The sequence below is a fragment of the Flavobacterium sp. W1B genome, assembly GCF_047344965.1.
Lineage (GTDB): Bacteria > Bacteroidota > Bacteroidia > Flavobacteriales > Flavobacteriaceae > Flavobacterium.
This window is the reverse complement of record NZ_CP178845.1, coordinates 1,709,911-1,734,183: the sequence shown is the minus strand read 5'-3', so window position 1 is coordinate 1,734,183 and position 24,273 is coordinate 1,709,911. Positions and strand designations below refer to the sequence as shown.

The 24,273-nt window shown below is 33.8% G+C and carries 23 protein-coding genes and 1 pseudogene; 13 read left to right on the top strand and 11 right to left on the bottom strand.

The genetic code is table 11. From position 1 onward, the window contains the following. Positions 1-7: 7 nt before the first annotated feature. The 5 genes from purB to ACMDB5_RS07515 all read left to right on the top strand — a co-directional run bounded on the left by purB (position 8) and on the right by ACMDB5_RS07515 (position 6,035). Positions 8-1,354 carry an adenylosuccinate lyase gene (purB, locus tag ACMDB5_RS07535; protein WP_413997652.1) on the top strand — a complete coding sequence of 449 codons (1,347 nt, stop codon included), beginning with the start codon at positions 8-10 and terminating at the stop codon, positions 1,352-1,354. A 30-nt stretch (positions 1,355-1,384) separates the two neighbouring features. Next, positions 1,385-2,155: a polysaccharide deacetylase family protein gene (locus ACMDB5_RS07530; RefSeq protein WP_413997651.1), complete on the top strand. Its 771-nt coding sequence runs from the start codon at positions 1,385-1,387 to the stop codon at positions 2,153-2,155. Between the two features lie 102 nt (positions 2,156-2,257). Next, positions 2,258-4,501 carry a cation:proton antiporter gene (locus tag ACMDB5_RS07525; RefSeq protein ID WP_413997650.1) on the top strand — a complete coding sequence of 748 codons (2,244 nt, stop codon included), beginning with the start codon at positions 2,258-2,260 and terminating at the stop codon, positions 4,499-4,501. Between the two features lie 296 nt (positions 4,502-4,797). After that, positions 4,798-5,406, top strand: coding sequence for a porin family protein (locus ACMDB5_RS07520; protein ID WP_413997649.1), 609 nt, complete (start codon positions 4,798-4,800; stop codon positions 5,404-5,406). Between the two features lie 161 nt (positions 5,407-5,567). Next, a complete protein-coding gene (locus ACMDB5_RS07515) occupies positions 5,568-6,035 on the top strand; it encodes a hypothetical protein (RefSeq protein WP_413997648.1) in 468 nt (155 codons plus the stop codon). Positions 6,036-6,238: 203 nt separating this feature from the next. Here the strand turns inward: ACMDB5_RS07515 and ACMDB5_RS07510 are convergent. After that, positions 6,239-6,554: pseudogene (locus tag ACMDB5_RS07510) on the bottom strand (IMP dehydrogenase); the annotation flags it as partial. An 84-nt stretch (positions 6,555-6,638) separates the two neighbouring features. Between ACMDB5_RS07510 and ACMDB5_RS07505 the strand changes: the two are divergent. Together ACMDB5_RS07505 and uraH are read left to right on the top strand one after the other, a co-directional pair. Then, the gene (locus tag ACMDB5_RS07505) at positions 6,639-7,166 is read left to right on the top strand and encodes a heme-binding protein (RefSeq protein ID WP_413997647.1); all 528 of its coding nucleotides are present in this window, start codon (positions 6,639-6,641) and stop codon (positions 7,164-7,166) included. Between the two features lie 22 nt (positions 7,167-7,188). Beyond that, on the top strand, positions 7,189-7,596 hold the full coding sequence (gene uraH / locus ACMDB5_RS07500; protein WP_413997646.1) for a hydroxyisourate hydrolase: 408 nt from the start codon (positions 7,189-7,191) through the stop codon (positions 7,594-7,596). Between the two features lie 187 nt (positions 7,597-7,783). Here uraH and guaB read toward each other — a convergent pair whose 3' ends face one another. The 5 genes from guaB to ACMDB5_RS07475 all read right to left on the bottom strand — a co-directional run bounded on the left by guaB (position 7,784) and on the right by ACMDB5_RS07475 (position 13,511). Next, the gene (gene guaB / locus ACMDB5_RS07495; protein WP_413997645.1) at positions 7,784-9,256 is read right to left on the bottom strand and encodes an IMP dehydrogenase; all 1,473 of its coding nucleotides are present in this window, start codon (positions 9,254-9,256) and stop codon (positions 7,784-7,786) included. A 187-nt stretch (positions 9,257-9,443) separates the two neighbouring features. Next, positions 9,444-10,772: a DUF5723 family protein gene (locus ACMDB5_RS07490; protein WP_413997644.1), complete on the bottom strand. Its 1,329-nt coding sequence runs from the start codon at positions 10,770-10,772 to the stop codon at positions 9,444-9,446. A gap of 65 nt (positions 10,773-10,837) precedes the next feature. Next, on the bottom strand, positions 10,838-11,389 hold the full coding sequence (locus tag ACMDB5_RS07485; protein ID WP_413997643.1) for a hypothetical protein: 552 nt from the start codon (positions 11,387-11,389) through the stop codon (positions 10,838-10,840). A 113-nt stretch (positions 11,390-11,502) separates the two neighbouring features. Next, on the bottom strand, positions 11,503-12,366 hold the full coding sequence (locus ACMDB5_RS07480) for a hydroxymethylglutaryl-CoA lyase (protein ID WP_413997642.1): 864 nt from the start codon (positions 12,364-12,366) through the stop codon (positions 11,503-11,505). Between the two features lie 125 nt (positions 12,367-12,491). Then, the gene (locus tag ACMDB5_RS07475; protein ID WP_413997641.1) at positions 12,492-13,511 is read right to left on the bottom strand and encodes a quinone-dependent dihydroorotate dehydrogenase; all 1,020 of its coding nucleotides are present in this window, start codon (positions 13,509-13,511) and stop codon (positions 12,492-12,494) included. A 317-nt stretch (positions 13,512-13,828) separates the two neighbouring features. Between ACMDB5_RS07475 and ACMDB5_RS07470 the strand changes: the two genes are divergently transcribed. Continuing rightward, positions 13,829-14,347: a hypothetical protein gene (locus ACMDB5_RS07470; protein ID WP_413997640.1), complete on the top strand. Its 519-nt coding sequence runs from the start codon at positions 13,829-13,831 to the stop codon at positions 14,345-14,347. A 55-nt stretch (positions 14,348-14,402) separates the two neighbouring features. Here the strand turns inward: ACMDB5_RS07470 and ACMDB5_RS07465 are convergent, their stop codons facing one another. After that, positions 14,403-14,972 carry a DUF6799 domain-containing protein gene (locus ACMDB5_RS07465; protein ID WP_413997639.1) on the bottom strand — a complete coding sequence of 190 codons (570 nt, stop codon included), beginning with the start codon at positions 14,970-14,972 and terminating at the stop codon, positions 14,403-14,405. Positions 14,973-15,117: 145 nt separating this feature from the next. Beyond that, on the bottom strand, positions 15,118-15,702 hold the full coding sequence (locus ACMDB5_RS07460; protein WP_413997638.1) for a DedA family protein: 585 nt from the start codon (positions 15,700-15,702) through the stop codon (positions 15,118-15,120). Between the two features lie 263 nt (positions 15,703-15,965). Here ACMDB5_RS07460 and pepT point away from each other — a divergent pair, with 263 nt between their 5' ends. Beyond that, a complete protein-coding gene (pepT, locus tag ACMDB5_RS07455; protein ID WP_413997637.1) occupies positions 15,966-17,243 on the top strand; it encodes a peptidase T in 1,278 nt (425 codons plus the stop codon). After that, the gene (locus tag ACMDB5_RS07450) at positions 17,244-17,831 is read left to right on the top strand and encodes a YdeI/OmpD-associated family protein (protein ID WP_413997636.1); all 588 of its coding nucleotides are present in this window, start codon (positions 17,244-17,246) and stop codon (positions 17,829-17,831) included. Between the two features lie 65 nt (positions 17,832-17,896). Here the strand turns inward: ACMDB5_RS07450 and yajC are convergent, their stop codons facing one another. The 3 genes from yajC to ACMDB5_RS07435 form a co-directional block, all read right to left on the bottom strand. Further along, a complete protein-coding gene (yajC, locus tag ACMDB5_RS07445; RefSeq protein ID WP_413997635.1) occupies positions 17,897-18,169 on the bottom strand; it encodes a preprotein translocase subunit YajC in 273 nt (90 codons plus the stop codon). Between the two features lie 32 nt (positions 18,170-18,201). Further along, positions 18,202-19,113, bottom strand: a complete 912-nt coding sequence (gene nusB / locus ACMDB5_RS07440; RefSeq protein WP_413997634.1) for a transcription antitermination factor NusB — start codon at positions 19,111-19,113, stop codon at positions 18,202-18,204. Positions 19,114-19,320: 207 nt separating this feature from the next. Next, positions 19,321-20,427 (bottom strand): Glu/Leu/Phe/Val family dehydrogenase, encoded by a 1,107-nt coding sequence (locus ACMDB5_RS07435; RefSeq protein WP_413997633.1) that lies wholly within the window; start codon positions 20,425-20,427, stop codon positions 19,321-19,323. Positions 20,428-20,628: 201 nt separating this feature from the next. Here ACMDB5_RS07435 and ACMDB5_RS07430 point away from each other — a divergent pair, with 201 nt between their 5' ends. The 3 genes from ACMDB5_RS07430 to ACMDB5_RS07420 all read left to right on the top strand — a co-directional run bounded on the left by ACMDB5_RS07430 (position 20,629) and on the right by ACMDB5_RS07420 (position 24,223). Then, positions 20,629-22,389 (top strand): ABC transporter ATP-binding protein, encoded by a 1,761-nt coding sequence (locus ACMDB5_RS07430; protein WP_413997632.1) that lies wholly within the window; start codon positions 20,629-20,631, stop codon positions 22,387-22,389. A 71-nt stretch (positions 22,390-22,460) separates the two neighbouring features. Then, on the top strand, positions 22,461-22,844 hold the full coding sequence (locus tag ACMDB5_RS07425) for a PUR family DNA/RNA-binding protein (RefSeq protein WP_414000370.1): 384 nt from the start codon (positions 22,461-22,463) through the stop codon (positions 22,842-22,844). A gap of 200 nt (positions 22,845-23,044) precedes the next feature. Beyond that, the gene (locus ACMDB5_RS07420; protein WP_413997631.1) at positions 23,045-24,223 is read left to right on the top strand and encodes an MFS transporter; all 1,179 of its coding nucleotides are present in this window, start codon (positions 23,045-23,047) and stop codon (positions 24,221-24,223) included. Positions 24,224-24,273: the final 50 nt, after the last annotated feature.

Sequence of the window (24,273 nt, the reverse complement as noted above, 5' to 3'; positions counted from 1 at the left end):
CAAAACAATGACTACTTTAAACGAATTGAATGCTATTTCTCCAATTGACGGACGATATAGAAACAAGACTATTTCACTGGCTCCTTTTTTCTCTGAAGAAGCTTTAATAAAATACCGCGTATTAGTTGAAATTGAATATTTCATTGCTTTGTGCGAAGTTCCTTTGCCACAATTAAAAGAAGTAAACCCTAACTTATTTGACAGTTTACGCAACATCTATAAAAATTTCTCTACCGAAGACGCACTTTGGATCAAAGAAACTGAAAAAGTAACCAACCACGACGTAAAAGCGGTGGAGTACTTCATCAAAGACGCTTTTGAAAAATTAGGTTTATCGCAATACAAAGAGTTCATCCATTTTGGATTGACTTCTCAGGATATCAACAATACGGCGATTCCGCTTTCTACCAAAGAAGCTTTTGAGAAAGTGTACATGCCTTCTTTGATTACTTTGACATCAAAATTGAAAGAATTAAGTATCGAATGGAAGGACGTTCCAATGCTTGCCCGTACACACGGACAGCCGGCTTCGCCTACTCGTTTGGGTAAAGAACTTGCGGTATTTGTAGAGCGTTTAGAAGAGCAAATGCGTTTGTTATTCAACGTTCCTTTTGCGGCTAAATTTGGCGGAGCAACCGGAAATTACAATGCCCATCACGTGGCTTATCCACAAATTGACTGGAGGAAATTTGGCGGAAAATTTGTTGAAGAAAATCTAGGCTTACACCATTCTTTCCCAACGACTCAAATTGAACATTACGATCATTTTGCAGCCTTTTTTGATGCATTAAAAAGAATCAACACCATTATCATCGATTTAGACAGAGACATTTGGACCTATGTTTCGATGGAATATTTCAAACAAAAAATCAAAGCCGGAGAAATCGGATCTTCTGCGATGCCACATAAAGTAAACCCGATTGATTTTGAAAACTCCGAAGGAAATTTAGGAATTGCCAACGCGATTTTCGAACATCTATCTGCTAAATTACCCGTTTCAAGATTGCAACGCGATTTGACAGACAGTACGGTTTTAAGAAACATTGGAGTTCCTATGGGACATACTTTAATCGCTTTTGAAGCTACTTTGAAAGGATTAAACAAATTGTTATTGAACGAGCCTAAATTTCATGAAGATTTAGAGAAAAACTGGGCAGTTGTTGCCGAAGCGATTCAGACTATTTTGCGTCGTGAAGCCTATCCAAACCCTTATGAAGCGCTGAAAGGACTGACGAGAACCAATGAAGCAATCGATAAGAAAGCAATTCATAACTTCATTGCCACATTGGATGTTTCAGAGGAAATTAGAACTGAATTAATGCAAATTACACCCAGCAATTTCTTGGGGATATAAAAAAATTTAACTCATAAAGTACAAGGTAACATGAAAAGTATATTTTTGAAATTCATATTACTTTGTACTTTTTTTTTATTTTCCTGTGAAAATAAAAAACTTAGTAAAGAAAGTAAATCCTCTCTCCAGCCCGGTATTGTATTAACATTTGATGACGCTACAGTCAACGAATGGTTTCAGGCGGACAAAATACTAAGCAGCTATTCCTGGAAAGCTACATTTTGTGTTTCTAAAATAAACACTTTGAATCGTTCAGAAATTGCAAAACTGTTAGAGTTGCAAAAAGAAGGACATGAAATTGCCGGCCACAGCCTTAATCATCTCAAAGCAAACTTATTTGTTAAGCAATACGGAACAGATGCTTATATCGATAAAGAAATAAATCCCATGCTCGATTTGATGGATTTTTATTCCTTAAAAGTAAATTCATTTGCTTACCCTTATGGAGCCCGAAATACAACTATTGATACTGCTCTTTTAAGCAAATTCAAAATCCTGAGAGGAATAACCCATGGTTTGGAAAATCCTTCTAAACAGAATTGTTTTTACAATAAAACCCGAATTGTTTTTGGGATAGACATTGACAGTAAACATTTTCAGTTTAACCTTTCCTACCTTTTTAAATTACTGAATTACGCAAAACAGAATAATAAAATATTGATTCTTATTGGTCACAAACCCGTAAAAAACGTGACCGTAAATTATCAAACCAAAATAGAAACATTAGAACTTATATGTAAATATGTAAAACAGAATAATATGAAGTTCTACACTCTATCCGAATTATATAATTTAAAGTAAATATAGTTTTCCTGTTCTACCGGAATTATATTTTTTTTTAAAACAAAATCACTTTTAATCGTACAACATCGTTAAAAGTAAAAATTAAAAAAACAAACATTTATGGATACTGCCACAACCGCAGCTCAAGTTACTCAACATTTAGAACCCTTAATTAGCGATTTAGGTTTAATCTTAATGACCGCCGGAATAGCCGTACTACTCTTTAAAAAACTAAAACAACCTTTAGTCCTTGGCTATCTGATTGCAGGTTTTTTGGCGGGAAACCATTTTGATTTTTTCCCTTCGATAAAAGATATCAAGAGTGTAGAAGTCTGGGCAGAAATTGGTGTAATCATTTTATTATTCAGTTTGGGTCTCGAATTCAGCTTTAAAAAGCTGATGAAAGTAGGCGGAACGGCATCTATAACCGCCATTACCCAAATTGCCGTCATGTTAGTCTTTGGTTTCATGGCCGGAAAATGGTTGGGTTGGAAAGAAATGGACTGTATTTTTCTTGGTGTAATTCTCTCCATATCGTCCACAACCATCATTCTGAAAACCTTTGATGAACTAGGTGTCAAAGCCCAAAAATTTGCCGGAATCGTAATTGGTTCCCTCATTGTTCAGGATATTGTTGCCATTTTGATGATGGTATTACTATCAACGGTTGCAGTGAGTCAACAATTTTCGGGGAGTGAATTATTATTTTCAGTATTAAAACTGGTTTTTTTCTTGATCGCTTGGTTTGTGGGAGGAATCTTTTTCATCCCTACTTTATTAAAAAAAGCAAAACATTTATTGACGGATGAGATGATGCTAATTGTCTCACTGGCTTTGTGCTTAATGATGGTTATCCTAGCTTCCAACGTTGGTTTCTCTCCAGCTTTAGGTGCCTTTATCATGGGATCTATTATAGCCGAAACTACACAAGCAGAACATATTGAACACCTGATAAAACCTTTAAAAGATTTATTTGGAGCTATTTTCTTTGTATCTGTAGGAATGTTAATCGATCCGAATATGCTATATGAATACGCTTTGCCCGTGGTGTTTCTTACTTTTGTAGTCTTGTTTGGACAATCAATAAGTTCGACCATTGGTGCATTAATTTCAGGACAGCCACTAAAACAATCAGTTCAAACAGGAATGAGTTTGTCCCAAATTGGGGAATTCTCCTTTATCATTGCCACTTTGGGAATGTCAATGAATGTTACCAGCAAATTCTTATACCCTATAGTGGTTGCAGTATCGGCGGTAACCACATTTACCACCCCGTTTATGATAAAATTGGCGGTTCCTTTTTCAGAATTATTAGAGCGAAAGTTACCCCGAAAATGGCTAAAAAACATTGCTCGTTACAGTGCCAATACCCAATCTATAAAATCAGTGAGCACTTGGCAAGTGGTTATAAGAGCCTATATGGTTCAAGTTATCCTTCATACCATCATCATTACGGCCATCATTCTGCTGTCATCTAAATTTATTTTGCCTTTAGTAGAGCATTCTAAATTTGGGAATGCTATTGCTGCCTTGATCACTATTATTGCTATTTCACCATTTTTATGGGCATTATCATTAAGACGTGTAGCTGTCAAAGAAGTGCAAATTTTATTGAGCGAACGCAAGTACAGAGGTCCAATCATCATGATGATTTTATTACGAATTGGACTAGCTATTTTCTATATCGGTTTCTTATTGAATATCTTTTTCTCACCAGGAATTGCTTTTATTGCATTGATTATTGCCATTGCCGTTTATTTATTCTTTCCAAAGAAATTACACATGCAATACCAAAAAATTGAAAATCATTTCCTAAAAAATCTTAATGATAGAGAAGTCACTAAAGTTGAACGCCGTTATGCTAATTTGACACCTTGGGACGGACACATGACTACATTTGAGGTTGCCAAAGAATCTAATATCGCCGGTAAAACCCTAGAGAAATTGCGCATTAGAGAACAAATGGGAATCAATATTGCCTTTATCAAAAGAGGGGAAATCATGGTAAAAATCCCAAATGGAAAAGAGCGTTTGTTTCCAGGCGACGAGATTTGTGTCATCGGAACTGATGCTCAGGTTGAAGAATTTAAAAACTACTTACACCAAAACGAAATAGAAGTTCCCGATACCGTAAAAGAAGAGCAAATCATCTTACAACAACTGGAACTAAATAAAGAAAATGAGTTCATTGGTAAGAGCATCCGCCAATCTCAGTTAAGAGAAAAAACCAATGGAATGGTCGTAGGGATTGAACGCAGTGGAAAACGAATACTGAATCCCGAATCGAATTTAATCTTAGAGAAAAACGACATTCTTTGGGTGGTAGGCGACAAGAAATTAATGGCAAACTTATTCCAAGAATAAATTTCGCAAAATGACTTTGATGAAAAGTGAATCGGATTTCTGAAATCTGATTCACTTTTTTGTTTTCATTAAATTAGGCATAACCCACTTACTATCAGCAAATCTAGGATCGAATCCAAGTTTTTCTAATTTGAAAGAAGATGTCGTTACTATCCCTCAAGTAGACAAAAACTTTTTTTCTAAAGAACTAAAAAACAAATAATATACCAACAAACCCATATTATCCTAAAAAATAAAATCATGAATAAATTGTAGTATATTTTTTATATTTTTACAGAAAACTAATCAATTAAAAAATGAAACAAAAACATCTTATTACTATATTACTTTTAATTAGTTTACAATCATTTTGTCAAGAGCTCTCTTACGGAATAATATTAGGAACAAATATTTCGGGAGTATGGAGTACTAGCGGCTTAAATCAATTTTCAGATTCTAAACAAATAATTAATCCAACAATGGGAGGATATATTGAATATAACTTTAACAATAATCTTGGAATAAAAACGGGACTAACATTAACTAAAAAACAAACTGAAAAACAAACTGGATATTATTCTTCATTAGAAAATTTCAAATTAAATTATTTAGAAATTAGTCCTAATTTAAAATACGATTTTGGAAACGAATATAGGAAAGGGTTCTATATGCTTTTAGGTCCAAAAATAGCATTTCTAACGAAAGCTAAAAATAGTAATGGAATTGATTCAAAAGAAATATTTGAAAATTCAACAACTGGATTACAATTAGGCTTTGGTCAACGCATTTTCCAAATTATAGATATCGAAACCAAGTTAGATTATGAATTTCAACCATTTTCAAAATCGAATAATGTCAACAACCAATTCATCGGCGCATATTTAACTTTAAATCTAGATATTGAAACACTGGTTAACAAAAAATAAAATTCTTTTAAAATATAAAATTGAGATTAAATTCAAATTATTGTATTACAAACAAAAAAAAGCTGTCTAAAGTTTACCGATTACGCGGAATTACATTATGCAACTAGAACGTTGTGTGTGTATGTGTAACTTAAACGTAAAATAAATCAAAAATAATAAATATGAAAAAACTATCCATTGTTATATTAACAAGTATAATTTTAACAAGTTGCTCTCAAAACCTATTCAATTTCACACTCGTATCTACGAAGAATATTGAGCTTGAAAAATTAAGTTCATTAGAAAAAGCTTCAGAAAGAACTAAAGGAGAAGATAAAACAAGTATTATTATTTTCATACCGACAAGGAAAATCAAAATTGATCAAGCCATTAACAATACAATCGATGGAATCCCTGGCTGTGTTGCACTTTTAGACGGAGTAGTTTATTCTAAATTTTGGTGGATTCCTTATATCTACGGACAACAAAGAATTGTAATCGAGGCTACTCCATTAGTTGACCCTTCAATTGCGAAATCATCAAAAACACTACCAAAATACGGAAAAATATTTCTTGATAAAAAAGGAGAAATCAAATCAATCGAATCAATTTCTGAGGTTGAGTTTTCTTTTGAAAAAAATAAGCTATAGAGTACTGAAACAGGAAAAAACCGATAGCACGGAATTACATTCCGTGCCCATAAGTATATTTAAAGTTTTAACTTTAAAAGAAAAAAAATAAAGATTATCAAACAAAAAAAGCTGTCTAAAGTTCGAACACTTCAGACAGCTTTTTTATATGAATCAAAACGATAAATTATCTAGAATAATTTGGCGCTTCTTTAGAACCACAAACCCATTCTGGCACGAAGTCCGCCAATGAACTCTAGCATACTTTCGTTCAATTCTCCTTTGTAAGGTACACGGCCTAAATTTCTTCCGGAACCCGTTTTTTCACATCCTCTTCTACATCTTGGAAATAACGGTCTTTTGATCCGCCTTGCATCGCTTCAACAGACCTCATTCCACTATAAGATTTGAATTTTCTTCCTTCGAAAATAAAAGTCTCTGCTGTGGAGATTCTTTGGTTCCTGCCAAAAGTAATCCTAGCAACACACAATCAGCTCCTGCAGCAATTACTTTAGGAATATCTCCTTTTAACGCTAAGCCGAATAGAATCAAAGCTCAAAAACGTTGACCTATGTCAACGCTTTTGAGCTTTGAATAGGCTAACTTTGTTGAAAATAATTTAACATGAAAACTATATTCTTACTTATAATGACTATTTCAACTATTAGTTATGGCCAAAATAAGGTTGAAACAAAAAAACCGCAACTTTCAATTGACAGTTATGTAAAGTCTGTTGATAATTTAACTTTAGAAGCTGCCTTAGAAATAACAAAACGTGTTAATCAAACGGCAAACTCCTTAAACAAAAACATCTCCATAGCGATTCTAGATGCTTCTGGAACTACTATTTTGATAACGCGCGGTGACCAAGTTGGCCCGCACAATACCGAAGCTTCCAGAAGGAAAGCTTTTACTGCTTTATCTACCAAAACCCCTACTCTACTATTGTTGCGAAATGCAGATGCTAATCCAGACACAAAAAATTTAAATAGCCTTCCTGAATTACTGCTACTTAGTGGTGGAGTTCCTATTTGGTTTAAGGGAAATATCATTGGTAGTATTGGCGTATCGGGAGGCGGAAGTCCTGAAAATGATGATTTAATCGCAAAATCGGCCACTATACCTGAACTTGGAATTACAACAACAAAATAATTAAATTAAAAAAAATAGAAAAATGAAAAAATCAATCTTGATTATCCTTATTGCATTGTTCTCAACGGTAACATTTGCACAAAAAAAAACCTACCAACTTTCAAGTCATATCTTGGACGTATCCAAAGGAATGCCCGCTAGTGGAGTTAGCATTAAATTAGAAAAATACAATGAACAGACAAAAATTTGGTCTTTTGTTGATGAAAAAATTACAGATAATAATGGTCGAATTACAGATTTTCTACCTTCAGAAAAACCGAATTTAGGAATTTACAAACTGACTTATTTTACTAGCGATTATTTTAAAAAAAATAACACCGATAGTTTTTACCCTTTTATTGAAGTTGTATTTCAAATAAAAGACGGAAATCATTATCACGTTCCTATAACACTTTCGGCCTACGGTTACTCGACTTATAGAGGTAACTAAAAGTGATATCTATCAGATAAAAACAGCTTCTTAATCCTCCTGATAGAGCGGCATCGCATTCCGTGCCCATAACTATAATTCAAAGTTTTTAACTTTGAGAGAATAAGAATCAAGATTATCAAACAAAAAAGGCTGTCTAAAGTTTCAATACTTCAGACAGCCTTTTTATATGAATTAAAACGATAAATTATCTAGAATAATTTGGCGCTTCTTTAGTAATAGTAACGTTATGCGGGTGACTTTCGTTGATACCGCTTGCCGTGATACGAACAAAACGTCCTGTTTCCTGCAAAGTAGGAATATCTTTAGCTCCACAGTAACCCATTCCGGCACGAAGTCCGCCAATGAACTGCAACATACTTTCGTTCAATTCTCCTTTATAAGGCACGCGACCTACAATTCCTTCCGGAACCAGTTTTTTCACATCATCTTCTACATCTTGGAAATAACGGTCTTTTGATCCACCTTGCATGGCTTCAACAGAACCCATTCCTCTATAAGATTTGAATTTTCTTCCTTCGAAAATAATAGTTTCTCCTGGAGATTCTTTGGTTCCTGCCAAAAGCGATCCCAGCATCACACAATCAGCTCCTGCAGCAATTGCTTTAGGAATATCTCCTGTGTAACGAATTCCACCGTCAGCGATTACCGGAACTCCCGTTCCTTTGATTGCTGCTGCCACTTCAAGAACGGCAGAAAACTGAGGAAAACCAACACCTGCAACGATACGGGTAGTACAAATAGAACCTGGTCCTATTCCTACTTTTACACCGTCGGCACCATTTTCTACTAAGAATTTAGCGGCTTCTGGAGTAGCAATATTTCCTACGATAACATCGATTTGAGGAAATTTACTTTTTACTTCTTTCAACACATTCACCACACCTTGGGTATGTCCGTGAGCCGTATCAATTATAATAGCGTCGACTCCAGCATTCACTAAAGCTTCTGCTCTTTGTACCGCATCTCCAGTAACACCAATAGCTGCCGCGACACGCAAACGTCCGAAAACATCTTTGTTGGCAATTGGTTTTTGGGTTAATTTAGTGATATCTCTAAAAGTGATCAAACCTACTAATTTATAGTCTTTGTTTACCACTGGAAGTTTTTCAATTTTGTGACCTTGCAGAACTACTTCTGCTTGTTCCAAAGAAGTTCCTTCGGCAACGGTAACCAAATTTTCTTTGGTCATTACCTCTACAATAGGTCTGGCACTGTTTTTTTCGAAACGCAAATCACGATTGGTAACAATTCCTTTCAAGATTTGACTTTCATCAACGATAGGAATTCCGCCAATTCCGAATTCTTTCATCGCATTTTTGGCATCAGCTACAGTAGAAGTAAGCGGTAAAGTAACTGGATCGATAATCATCCCTGACTCGGCGCGTTTTACTTTACGTACTTTGGCAGCTTGTTGCTCGATAGTCATATTCTTATGCAAAACCCCTATTCCACCTTCTTGAGCCATAGCAATTGCCATAGCACTTTCGGTAACGGTATCCATAGCAGCGGCTACGATAGGAACATTAAGCGTTATATTTCTTGAAAATTTAGATTGAATGCTAACTTCGCGAGGAAGCACATTGGAGTAGTTAGGAACTAATAATACATCATCGTAAGTTAAACCTTCGCCGATAATCTTTGAGCTGTGTGCTATCATGTTGCAATTTCTAGTTGAATTGCGTGCAAATATAACAAATTATTTTTATTTAAAAAAACGCAAGAAAAGCATTGACACAAAATAAGGGGCTTAAAAAGAGTCTTTTATTGATTTTGAAAACTATTTCGTACGAATGTACAACTACTCAAAAAGGCATATAAATCAACATCTAATAAAAAAACTTGTATTAATTAGGCTCATTATTATCCTTGAAAATAAAATTAAATCCAAATTGGAAGGACAGACTATTGGCTTTAGAAACATCCTTATATTCCAAAAGGTTGTCCGCCATAAAATACATATTGAACTTTCCTAAATTAGCCGATAATCCCAAACCAATATTTTTAGAAGAATAATTATCTAAGGTATAAGTCGCTTTCATTTGCAGCGTACTAAAAAGGCTTCTTCTGTAATAAGCTGTCAATGCAGTGATTGGAGTTCTAGGTGTACTCATTGCAAAAAACTGTGCACCTACAGCATTTTTATAATCTTTTTCCTGTCCGGTACACACACAATCTTCGTCACTTGATGTTCCAAAGGAATACTGATACGATGCATTCAATTTTGTAGGTCTCCAAGTTGTATATTTAGTAAATAAAGTATCCAAAGGAATGGCATCCTTAAATTCATCATAAATATTTGCTGTGGTGCCTCCACTGATAAAATTAGGATTTATCCCTTCATATTTATAAACTCCTTCATAAGTATAGCTTTCTACGTCCTTGCTGTGTTTAATAAATCCAACATCAATAATACTGGCGGTCAACTGTACGTTTTTTTGAGGATAATAAGTGAATCCTAAATCGAAACCAAGTCCCAAATCGCCACCAAAAAGAGCCTTTTTCCTGATATCACTAACCACATCCCCATCATAATCCTCAGCCGTGTATTTGGAAATACCGGAAGTATTGAGTTTTAAACGGGAATAAATAACTTGTTCATAAGCAGTTGTTGTACCTGGAATGGTATAAATATAACCGGAATTCTTAGTAGATGTAGCATTAAAAGCACTCGAGTAAATCTTGGCTCTCGCACCTAGGATCAGTTTTTCGGATACATTTTTATGATAACCTACATGCAAAACAGAAACCATCTCTGATTTTACATTCAAATCCCCCAAATTAAATACCTTCCCTACATAATCTCTGTTTCCATCTAAGGCAAGTATCGCCAAATCTTTAGGCATATAGCTCAAGAAATCAAACTCATGATACAAGCCAAAGGAAATATATCCTTTGTTTTCGAACCAATCGCCTAATTTAAAACCACCGTTAAAAATTTCGACTTGTTCATTTAGTGCCAGATGATCTTTTCTTGTAGTCGAAAAAACAACATCACGTAATTTTGTATTAAAATCAACTCCATCATTGGCAAATAAACTATAGGCAGAAAATCCGGTCGAACCCATATTTGCAGAAATCCCTGAAAGTAATGGAACTCCAAAATAATATTCATACTTAAAATCGGCACCCGGATTAGTCAATAAAGACTGAGGCACAGAAGTGAAATTATACAAAAGCTGTTTATTCTGGGCTAAGGAACTAATCGATACCAATAGAAGCAAAAAAAAATACACTTTTCTCATTCTATTGTCAAATATACGGTAGCGCTAGAACGCAATTTTAAATTCCCTAAACTATTCTCACTCAAAACAGGACCAGGATTCATAGCAATGACAAATCCCATTTTTTTAGCACTCTTTAATAAGTCCAATTTTAAGCCTTGAAAAACATCAGTTTTCTTTACAACAACCGCATTTCCTGAATAAGTGGGAATATCAAATGGAATAGTGTAAATAGGTTGGGCATTTTCATCCATTAAAACGATACCCATCTGAAAAGATCTATTTATGGTATTGCTAACTTCAAAAGACAAATCGGCCCTTTGCAAATAACTTCTAAAATATTTATCTCTAAAAAGATCAAAATCCAAAGCATCAAATGCCATATTATACTCTATACCATTCTCAACAAAAGCATTGGCAGGAACGTCAAAATAACTCAGGTTTGCAACAACAACAGGTTTTAATTTTAAGTCATTGACCTGATCAAAATTCAAATCACTGCTACAGGAAAAAGAACTTATGACTAGCAATAAGATTCCTAAAACTCTATTTATTTGGTATCGTTTCATTTAACTATTATAATTGCTAAAAGTACACATTTGATACTTTTGACAATGCTTGGAGTATTAATTTATTATTATACTTTTCAACTGCTTTTTGCCAATTTATACTATTTGGTTTTTTAATGAAATTCGCCAAACAACTTAGAAGCCTCATTGTAAGCACTTTCAAAACTTAATGGATTCAATCCAATATTTTCTTTATTGGCCGTGAAATAAGACAATAATTTTTCGGTGGGCATATTTCCAGTTAAATCATCTTTTGCCATGGGACAACCTCCAAATCCTTGAATGGCGCCGTCATAGCGTCGGCATCCAGCTTTATAAGCGGCATCAATTTTTTCAAACCACTTATCGGGTGTGCTGTGCAAATGAGCACCAAACTCGATTCCGGGGTATTTTGGAATTAAATTCGAAAATAAATAATGGATCACGTCCGGAGTAGAACTCCCAACAGTATCGGAGAGCGAGAGTATTTTAACTCCCATATTAGATAATTTTTCAGTCCAATCTCCTACAATCTCAACACTCCAAGGATCTCCATACGGATTGCCGAAACCCATAGACAAATAAGCCACTACTTCCTTATTGCTCTTATCGGCAATTTCAAGAATTTCCTCTAAAGTAATTAAGGATTCCGCTATGGTTTTATGGGTATTTCGCATCTGAAAATTCTCAGAAATAGAAAACGGAAAACCTAAATATTGAATTTCGGAATGTTCAGAAGCAATTTCGGCTCCTTTCGTATTGGCAATAATAGCTAGTAATTTACTCTTAGTTTGCGACAAATCTAGTTGTGCTAAAACCGCTGCAGTGTCCTGCATTTGCGGAATCGCTTTTGGAGAAACAAAGCTTCCAAAATCAATGGAATCAAATCCTACTCGCAACAAAGACTGTATATAAGACACCTTCCTTTCCGTAGGAATAAAGGGTTTAATACCTTGCATGGCATCACGCGGACATTCTATAATTTTTATTGGCTCCATAGATTTTCAAAGATACTAAAAGTTGCAAAGTGGCAAAGGTTCTTACAAACAAACTTTAACAAGAAATGAAAAAGCGCAATCCTCGATAAAGAATTGCGCTTTTTTATAATTGCAAAAATATTAGCCTACAAACGACTTAAAATCTTTTTGTTAATGGCTTTCACCAAGGCTGGCCCTTCATAAATAAAACCGGTATACAACTGAATCAAGCTTGCGCCTGCTTCTAGTTTTTCGATAGCATCATCGGCTGAATGAATCCCTCCCACTCCAATAATAGGGAAAGCTTTATTACTTTTTTGAGATAGGAAACGAATAACTTCCGTAGACCGTTTTGTGAGCGGTTTTCCTGACAAACCTCCCATTTCTGCTCTGTTTTCAGATTGTAAGCCTTCTCTAGAAATCGTAGTATTAGTAGCAATTACTCCCGCGATTTGAGTTTCTTTCACAATATCAATAATATCCAACAATTGCTCGTCAGTCAAATCAGGTGCAATTTTCAACAAGATTGGCTTTTGTTTAGGCTTAGTTAAGTTCTTATTTTGAAGCGTTTGCAACAATTGTGTCAATGGTTCTTTGTCTTGCAAAGCACGTAGATTAGGCGTGTTTGGAGAACTCACATTCACCACAAAATAATCAACATAATCATACAAAGCATCAAAACAAATTTCATAATCCGAAGTCGCTTCTTCGTTTGGAGTCAGTTTATTTTTACCGATATTCCCTCCTATTAAAACGCCATTATTTGATTTTAATCGCTCCACAGCTTCGAGAACGCCACCATTATTAAAACCCATTCTATTAATGATAGCAGAATCTTCCTTCAGACGAAACAAACGTTTCTTTGGATTTCCCTCCTGCCCTTTTGGTGTCAAGGTTCCTATTTCGATAAAGCCAAAACCAAAATTGGATAATTCTTTATACAGTTTGGCATCTTTATCAAAACCTGCGGCAATACCTACAGGGTTTTTGAATTTTAACCCAAAAACTTCGGTTTCCAATCGCTTGTCGTCAACTAAATAAAGTGATTTAAAAATAGATGTAAATCCAGGAATTTTAGATGTAAATCGGATTAATGAGAAAGTGAAATAGTGAACTTTTTCTGGATCAAAACAAAAAAGTATCGGACGAATTATTAATTTATACATAGTTGTTGTGTTGGTGCTGCAAAAGTAAAACTATCTAGACGATAATTATATATTTAGAAAAAAAATTACGCATCTGCATTTGTTTTGATCATAGGATAAAAGAAATAGTTATATAAAATCCCATTTCTATGAATATACTAAAGAAAAAATCAGTGACAATATGCTACTATTATAGTTTGATTTTTTGATTTTGAATATGCTATTAAAGATGAAACTTCCAAAATATTCAAAATACTTAATTTTAACCACATAAATAAAAAGGATTCTTCTTATATTGTAGTAAAATAAAACTTTTACCAAACTTAAAGCAAACTATCATGAACATAAAATTATTCTCTACAATAATATTACTTTCAAGTTTTCAACTCTTTTTTGCGCAAAACGTTAAAAATGATACCTTAAAGGCAGCTATAGCATTTAAAGACACTATAAAAATGGCTCCAGTTGTAGCCCCGATTGCAGATAAAGAAGCATTAAAAAAAGAAGCCAAAATCCTCAAAGACAAGGCAAATGCTGAGAAAAAGGCATTAAAAGAAGCTAAGAAAATAGAAAAGGAGAAAAAAGATTTTGAAAAAGAGAAAAAGGCTTTTGACAAACGTCAGCAAAAAATTCTTTCAAGTGAAGAATCAATTAGAAAGATAAAAACAAAAATTTCAAATGAAGAGAAAGATTTAATTAAACTACAAAAAAGGCTTGAGCAAAAAACCTCAAAAGAAAAGCTTAGTCCAATTCAAATTGAACAAGAAAATATTAGAATCAGCAAGCAACAAATCAAAATCAATAAGTTGCAAACCCAACTTGATAAAGCGGAACAAAATTTAAGAAAATTAAGGTAATTTCAAAAAAAAAGGGGTTTTAAAACCCCTTTTTTTTATTATCATTAAATTCATTTTATTTCTTTTCCATTCCCTCCATTTTCTCTTTTCCTTTATGCATTTTGTCTTTGTGCATCTTGTTTTTGTGCATCATTCCGTTCATATCCATTTTATCACCATTTTTCATCATCATCGTTTTACCATCTTTCATTTTCATCTTACCATCTGGATAAACCATTGTCCCATTACTCATTGTCATTTCTTTTTCCATCATCATCATTTTACCATCTTTCATGACCATCATTTTGCCATCTTTCATTTTTAAATGATCCTTCATTTTGTTTTCGTGCATCATTCCGCTCATATCCATTTTGTCACCATTCTTCATCATCATCGTTTTGCCATCTTTCATTTTCACTTTACCATCTGGATAAACCATTGTTCCATTACTCATTGTCATTTCTTTTTCCATCATCATCATTTTGCCATCTTTCATGACCATCATTTTGCCGTCTTTCATTTTTAAATGCTCTTTCATGTGATCCATTTTAGAATCATGCATCTTGCTTTTTTCCATTTTTTTATCCTGTGCCACAACTCCTACAGAGAGTATAAGAGCTACTACAAATACAAATAAATTTTTCATAATGATTTGATTTTTAGATTTTTAAAACCTAAAATTACAAAAAAAACGAATCTATTTTTTTAAAATTTAAAAGAAACATTTAATAAAATCATTCAATACTAAAATTGCTCTATTTATTGCTGCTTCATTTAATAAAATACCAACTCTAATCTTTCCCTTTATTCTTGAATCTAAAAAAAACAATTAGGGTTATAACTATCATGAATCCTACAAAAATGGAGTGTCTTATTATTTCAAGTTCCTTTAAAAGATATTCTAAACTATGATGAAACAACATTCCGACTGCAATATAAACTATTACAAAAACAATTGTTCCTAGTCCATTTACTAAAAAAAACAAGCTCCACTTTACTCGAAATAAACCTGCAAAAATTGGACTGAAAAACCTTATTTTTGGAATAAAACTTAATATTAACAAGGTTCTAACCGGATTCTGCTCTAATTTTTTCGAATACTTAATTTGCAGTTTTTCACTGACTGCATTTTTAAGCCGATTAATTATTTTATTCCCAGAAAATGCTAACCAATAAAAAATATTATCAATTATGGTAAGACCTAAAAAAGCTAAAAAACCAGCATAATATGGATTTATCAAATGCCGTTCCGCGATATAACCAATGGTCAGCAAAGTTACTTCTTCCGGTATAGGAGTTAATTGGTCTAAAAAAACAAACCAAAGAAAAACACCTAGATAACTTATTTGATGATATGAATTGATCTCATTAAACATATCCTTACCTTTTTGATTATTACAAAAACCATGAAACTAGGCATAAATTAAATTTAACAATAAAAATCGAAATATAGCTTGCTTCTTTTTAATAAAATCTGCTCAAGAATAAAAACTAATAATGCTCTTGGGTATTCCATTCCATCCAGCTAATCTCAAAACATAAAACCGTTAGCTAAGAAAAAAATATTGATAATGATATTGATCGTTTACCAAAAATAGCTTCTGAAAATTTGAGTATATTTGTAAAAAAAAATAAAAACATGCAACATATTATAGACCGTTTCATCAGCTATGTAACGATTGACACAGAGTCTGATCCAAATTCAAATACAACACCAAGTACTGCAAAGCAATGGGACTTAGCGAATAAATTAGTTGAGGAGTTAAAAGCTATTGGTATGCAAGATGTAACCATTGATGACAAGGCCTATATCATGGCTACCTTAGCTAGTAATGTTGATCATGAAGTACCTACCATTGGTTTTATTTCTCACTTTGACACCACTCCTGATTTTACAGGTGCCAATGTAAAACCTCAAATCGTTCCTAATTACGACGGAAAAGATATTGTATTAAATAAAGATCAAAATATTGTTTTGTCTCCTAATTATTTCAAAGATCTATTGCTTTACAAAGGACAAACTTTGATCACTACTGACGGAACAACTTTGCTTGGCGCCGATGACAAAGCCGGAATTACTGAGATTATGACAGCCATGGAATTCTTGATCAACAATCCTGAGATCAAGCACGGAAAAATCAGAGTTGGTTTCACTCCCGATGAAGAAATTGGTCGCGGAGCCCATCATTTTGATGTAGATAAATTTGGTGCTGACTGGGCATATACTATGGATGGAAGCCAAGTAGGCGAATTAGAATATGAAAATTTTAATGCGGCTGGAGCCAAAATCACATTCAAAGGAAAAAGTGTTCATCCCGGCTACGCCAAAGGAAAAATGATCAATTCGATGTTGATTGCTAATGATTTCATCAATGCCCTACCAAAAGATGAAACTCCACAAGAAACAAAAGGTTATGAAGGATTTTTTCACGTTCACCACCTAAACGGAAGCATCGAAGAAACCGTTTTAGAATTAATCATAAGAGACCACAGCAAGAAAAAATTCGAAAAACGCAAAGAGTTAATCGAAAAAATCACTCGCAAAATCAATAAGAAATTTGCAAAACAATTTGGTGAAGATATTGCAATTGCCGAAATCAAAGACCAATATTACAACATGAAAGAAAAGGTAACTCCTGTAAAACATATTGTAGATATTGCCGAAAAGGCAATGAGAGAACTTGACATCAAACCATTAATAAAACCTATTCGTGGCGGAACAGATGGTTGTCAATTATCATACAAAGGCTTACCTTGTCCAAATATTTTTGCCGGCGGACATAATTTCCACGGAAAATACGAATATGTTCCTGTAGAAAGCATGCAAAAAGCGGTTGAAGTTATTGTGAAAATTGCCGAATTGACCACAATGCCTGATTTTGGACTAGACAAAGAAAAAACAAAAAACAAAAAGTAATTGGAAGCTCCAAAAACCAATACACATACTTGGGACAAAGTTAATAGTTGGTCTGAGGAATTAATATTCCTCAAATCAATTATTGACAAAACAGAACTTGTCGAAACCACAAAATGGGGCGGCACTGTTTATGTCCTCAACGGTAAAAATGTATTGGGCATAGGAGGTTTTAAAAATTATTTTACGGTTTGGTTTTTTAATGGCGTTTTTTTAAAAGACGAAAAAAAAGTATTAGTCAATGCGCAAGAAGGTGTCACCAAATCTTTGCGTCAATGGCGTTTTTCATCAATAGAAGAAGTCAATGAAAAAGACGTTTTGAACTACATTCTGGAAGCAATCGAAAATGAAAAACAAGGAAAGCGATTCAAACCAGAAAAGAAGGAAACAATTGTTTCTGGTTTTTTAAATAAAGAATTTGAACGAGATCTTACTTTAGCTAAAGCCTTCCAAGAGTTTACACCATACAAACAACAGGAGTTTTTAGAGTACATTGAAACTGCCAAAAGAGAGGAAACTAAACTTTCGAGGATAGAAAAAATAAAACCCTTGATTTTAAAAAACATCAGTTTGAACGAAAAATACAAATAAAAAAAGTCCCATTTTCATGGGACTTTTTTATTAGCTTAAGCTACAATCTTCTATCCTAATTAGGATTATTTTTTTGCTAAAGCAGCACTCATTTCCATAGAAATTGCAGAACGCTCCATTTTCAATTTTCCTGCCATTGTTTCAATTACAACTGTAGTATCTGCAAGCTCAGCAACTTTACCATGAAGTCCGCTTTTAGTAATGATTTTATCTCCTACTTTTAAGCTATTTTCAAATTCTTTTTCGTTTTTAGCTCTTTTTTGTTGTGGTCTGATCATAAAGAAATAGATCACTACAAACATTAATAAAAAAGGGGCAAACTGAGTTAATTGTTCCATAATTTAAAATTCTTTTTTTATTTATTACTTGATTACATTAAACCGCGACCGGTTTTATTTAATTTTTTACTGGTTTCCAGTTCTTTAACCAGATTATCCAAAATTCCGTTGATAAAAATACTACTTTTTGGCGTAGAATACTCTTTAGCTAGTTCTAAATATTCATTTAAAGTAACTTTTACGGGGATTGAAGGGAATTTCAAAAATTCGCAAATAGCCATTTTAAGTATAATAGTATCTACCTCAGCAATCCTTTCACTATCCCAGTTTGGCGTTTTGTCTACAAACTCTTTTGCTAATTCGGACTCGTTCAAAACTGTTTTTCTAAACAAATCTTTCACAAAAGCTTTATCCTCATTGTCTTTGTAAATTTTAGGCACTTTAAAATTGTCGTCCATGATAGGTTTCATAGCCTTCAATTGCTTGATGATGTGTGTATTTACCAATGGAATATCATCAATCCAAGTTAGTTTATCATCTTCTAAATATTCGTAAAGTTTTTCATTTGGCGCAATTACTTCCATGAATAAATCTACAATAAGCTGTCTATCTTCTTCAAAAGAACGCGTTGGATTACTCATGTAATCCGTATAGATTTTACTTTCTTTAACCGCATTAAGCAACAACAAAATATAATCGTCATTTAATGTCCAAGTATCTATTTTGCGTGTTTCCAAAGCAATACTTAGAGAATTATTCTCGGCAAGAATTTCAAAAATGCTGTTTTTAATAAATTTTTCGTTGGGTTTGCGCTCCTCAGGAGTTGCAAGATGCTTAAGACTTGATTTATGTAAAAAGATAGTTTCTTTTTTACAAATTTCCATCAAGGAAGAAATCATTGTAAGGTATAAATCTTGAATATTGTCGATACTATAAAAAAGGAATTTTTCTTCTTTTTCTAGATTATCAGAGCCATTTTGATGCATCGCATAAATGGATTGCATGACTTTAACGCGTATGTGTCGTCTATTTACCACCTTGTAAGAACTTTTATTAAATTAGTCTGCAAAAATAAGCATTTCCTTTTTTAAAATAAAATTAAAATCTCAAATAAAGGTTTTGCCATTAATTTACTTTATTTTATAATAAAAAAGTCACAGTTTCCAGTGGTATCTGAAATCTGTGACTTTGATTTTGAATTAAAAAACCAACTATTTTTTACTATTCTCTATTTTTCTTTGATCGATACGATTCTGAGCAATGGTAAGCGCCGCTTTATGCGTAGTCATTCCATTTGCAATGGCATAATCAAAAATTTCTAAAGTTGTATTGTAGATATTCTCCGTTCTACGCATAATTTCTGCTTTGTCATAATGAGCAATCTCAGCATACACATTGATAATCCCACCGGCATTAATCAAGAAATCAGGAGCATAAAGAATGCCGCGTTCTTGCAAGATAGCACCGTGAATATTTTCGTTTGCCAATTGATTATTAGCAGCTCCCGCAATAACTTTAGCCTTTATTTTATAAACGGTATCATCATTTATTGTTGCTCCCATAGCACATGGCGCATAAATATCTACATCAGCAGTATACAAATCGGTACCGGTAAATATTTGTGCATTATATTTAGAGCTTACTTCGTTTAGTTTCTCTTGGTTTATATCAGCAATGGTTACAATGGCACCTTCTTTTGTTAAGTAATCAACTAAAGTTTCTCCAACGTGACCAATTCCTTGCACCAATACTTTTTTCCCCGATAGAATATCAGAGCCAAATTGCTGTTTCGCGGAAGCCTTCATTCCCATATAAACACCATAAGCAGTCACAGGTGATGGGTTCCCTGATCCTCCTCTTGATTCCGAAATTCCGGTTACATAAGGCGTTACATCTCTTACGATATCCATATCACTGGTTTCCATTCCCACATCCTCAGCAGTAATATATCTTCCGCTCAAAGAATGAACAAATTCACCAAATTTACGCATCAATTCAGGAGTTTTCTGTGTTTTTGCATCTCCTAAAATCACGGCTTTTCCGCCTCCAATATCCAAGCCTGTAATGGCTGCTTTATAAGTCATTCCACGAGAAAGTCGCAAAACGTCATTTAGCGCATCCCATTCTGTTGCATAATTAAACATACGGGTTCCGCCTAAAGCTGGTCCCATTACCGAATTATGAATACCAATAATTGCTTTTAAACCTGTATCTTTGTCGTTACAAAAAACAACTTGTTCGTGATCGTCAAATGATAACTGTCCAAAAACGGGATCCATTTTTTGAAGTTCCTTTCCTGTTGTGAAAGTTGCATCCATAGTGTATTTTTTTAAAGTAGTGTTTTACGAATTTGTCAAAAAGACAAATCAAAAATACGCAAAAAAAGCATATATTTTATTTTTGATAAAAAAAATCGCTTATTCGGCAAATTAGAAGCAAAATATTTGTTTTTAAAAACAGTATAAAAAACGACAACAGACTAAAAGAAACAGCATTTCAATACAGAATACCTTAAAAACATGAGAGAATTACTTTATCTAAACAAATATTTCATCAAATACAAATACCATTTTTTACTCGGTATTTTATTCACTATAATCGCACAAATATTTTCCCTTTTCACTCCTAAATTAATTAGTCAATCGTTTAAGGCAATTGAATCTTTTTCAAAAGACAAAACCATTGCTTCATCGGTAATCCAAAACGAACTAATTTACAATATATTATTAATCATAGCCACCACCATAGTCGCCGGTTTTCTTACTTTTTTGATGAGACAAACCCTGATTGTAATGTCGCGCCACATTGAATTTGATTTAAAGAATGAGGTTTTCAGGCAATATGAAAATTTATCTCAGAATTTCTACAAAAAAAACCGCACCGGCGATTTGATGAATCGAATCAGCGAAGATGTATCAAAAGTGAGAATGTATGTGGGGCCCGCCGTGATGTACAGCATAAACACCGTTATTCGATTTATAATTGTGATTGTATATATGTATAATGTATCGCCACGATTGACCCTATACACCCTCCTGCCCCTGCCTTTACTTTCCTATGGAATCTTTAAATTGAGTACCGAAATCAATAAAAGGAGTACCGTTTTTCAACAATATTTATCCAAAGTATCGAGTTTTTCACAGGAAATATTCTCCGGAGTTCGTGTCATCAAAGCCTATTCTTTAGAAGATCAGCATCAGAAAAACATGGCGGACTTAGCCAATGAAAGCAAAAGTAAAAGCTTGGATTTAGCAAAAGTACAATCGTTATTCGGTCCTTTAATGTTGGCACTTATAGGAATAAGCAACTTGGTCGTTATTTATTTTGGAGGCTTATTATATATTGACGGAACGATTAAAAGTATTGGAACAATCGCCGAATTTATCCTTTACGTAAACATGCTTACTTGGCCTGTTGCCTCATTGGGCTGGGTTTCTTCTATGGTTCAAGAGGCCGAAGCATCCCAAAAACGCCTTAATGAATTCCTTAAAATTGAACCGGAAATCAAAAATAAAAACACAAATCAGTCTATTATTGAAGGCTCCATTGTATTTGAAAATGTAAGTTACACCTATGAAGACACGAATATTAAAGCAATTCAAAACCTCTCATTCACGGTCAAAAAAGGAGAAACACTGGCTATTCTAGGCAAAACAGGTTCTGGAAAATCGACCCTATTATCCTTGATTTCCCGTTTATACGATGTAACAGATGGAAAAATAGAGATCGATAAAAACGAAATCAGTACTTTAAATCTTTACGATTTACGAAACAGTATCGGAATTGTTCCACAGGATGCCTTCTTGTTTTCAGATTCGATAAAAAACAACATCAAGTTTGGTAAAGAAAATGCAACTGACGAAGAAGTAAAATCAGCGGCAAAAAGTGCAGTGATACACGATAATATTATCGGATTCAACAAACAATACGACACTGTTCTAGGTGAGAGAGGGATTACATTATCAGGCGGACAAAAACAAAGAGTTTCGATCGCAAGAGCTATTATCAAAAACCCACCTATTTTACTTTTTGACGATTGCCTATCTGCTGTTGACACAGAAACCGAAGAAGCCATTTTAAACAACCTGAATGCCATTTGCAAAGATAAAACTACAATTATTGTAAGCCACAGAGTTTCATCTGCAAAAAACGCAGACAAAATAATCATCTTAGAGGATGGAAAAATAATTCAACAAGGTTCTCATAATCAGTTAATAAATCAAGAAGGCTATTATTCATCGCTGTATTTAAAACAACTTTCAGAAAAAGAAATGCTATAATTGTTGCGTAATACATATATTTTTAAGATTTTTGGTTACTACTTAACAACCATTAATTGAGAGAACGGATTATGAGAGAAAATGACATGTTAGAAAAAGAAGAAATTTTTTCTAAAGTTTTACGTGCCGGAAGAAGAACTTACTTCTTTGATGTGAGAGCTACAAAAGCAGATGATTATTACATTACAATTACTGAAAGTAAAAAATTCACTGAAGAAGACGGATCGTTTCACTTCAAAAAACACAAAATCTACTTATATAAAGAAGATTTTGCCGCTTTCGCAGAAATTCTTAACGACATGACCTCTTATGTTTTAAACCATAAAGGAGAAGAAGTAATCTCAGAAAGACACCAAAAAGATTTCAAAAAAGAATATGCCACTGAAAAAGTAATGGCAGACGATATATTACCACAAACATCAAGTTTTACAGATATTAATTTTGATGATATTTAATCAACATTTAGATTAAACTTACTTACAAAACAAAAAAGTCCAAAAACCGTTCGGTTTTTGGACTTTTTTTATAAGTACAAAACAATAGAATGTTTCACTGAGGCAATAAACCTCATCCTTAACATACAAAACACTTAAAATCATAAACTTTCAGACTTTTTATTTATATTTATAAGGCATAACTTTCAATACTACCCATTTTGAAAAACATAAGCCGCACCGTCTGGATTTTGTCATTAGTCAGCTTGTTTACGGACACGGCTAGCGAAATGCTGTATCCTATAATGCCCATCTATTTAGAATCCATTGGTTTTTCTATTGTGCTTATTGGCATTCTTGAAGGTCTTGCCGAGGCCACGGCAGGACTAAGCAAAGGTTATTTTGGAAAACAGTCGGATGCAACCGGAAAAAGAGTTCCTTTTGTGCAAATTGGTTATTCGCTGAGCGCAATTTCCAAACCCATGATGGCTTTTTTCATTTATCCGCTTTGGATTTTCTTTGCACGAACAATTGACCGTATGGGAAAAGGAATCCGAACCGGTGCGAGAGACGCCATACTTTCTGAAGAGGCAACACCACAAACCAAAGGAAAAATATTTGGTTTTCATCGATCAATGGATACCTTGGGAGCTGTATTGGGACCATCGTTGGCTTTGAGCTACCTTTACTACTACCCGCAAGACTACAAAACATTGTTCTATATTGCTTTTATTCCCGGTCTTTTAGCCGTTGGTGCTTCGTTTCTTCTAAAAGACAAAAGAAAAACCATTGCAATAAAAAAAGATAAAACCTCCTTTTTCTCTTTCTTAAACTATTGGAAATCTAGCCCTCTTATGTATCGCAAAGTCGTTATCGGACTTTTGGCATTTACGCTCTTCAACAGTTCTGATGTTTTCCTATTACTCAAGGCAAAAGAATCCGGACTAAGCGATACGGCAGTTATTGGCATTTATATTTTTTACAATCTCATTTATGCTTTATTTGCTTTCCCGCTTGGAATATTGGCCGACAAAATCGGATTGAAAAAAATGTTAATTTTAGGAATCGGGATTTTTTCTATTGTCTATTTCGGAATGGGATTCAATCACAGCATTCCTATTTTTATTGGCCTATTTTCTCTTTATGGAATTTATGCCGCAGCAACAGAAGGAATTTCTAAAGCCTGGATCAGTAACATTTCTGACAAGGAAGACATTGCAACAGCCATTGGCACCTATTCTACCTTTCAAAGTATTTTTACGATGTTAGCCAGTTCGCTAGCAGGTATTATTTGGTATCAATTTGGAGCCAAAGCTACTTTTATAGTAACGGGAGTTGCTAGCTTTTTAGTTATGCTGTATTTCATTTTAATGACCAAAAAAAGAAAACAAGGAAGTTAAGCATTACAAAACAGATCGTTATTCATTTAATAAATCAAAAATCTTATATT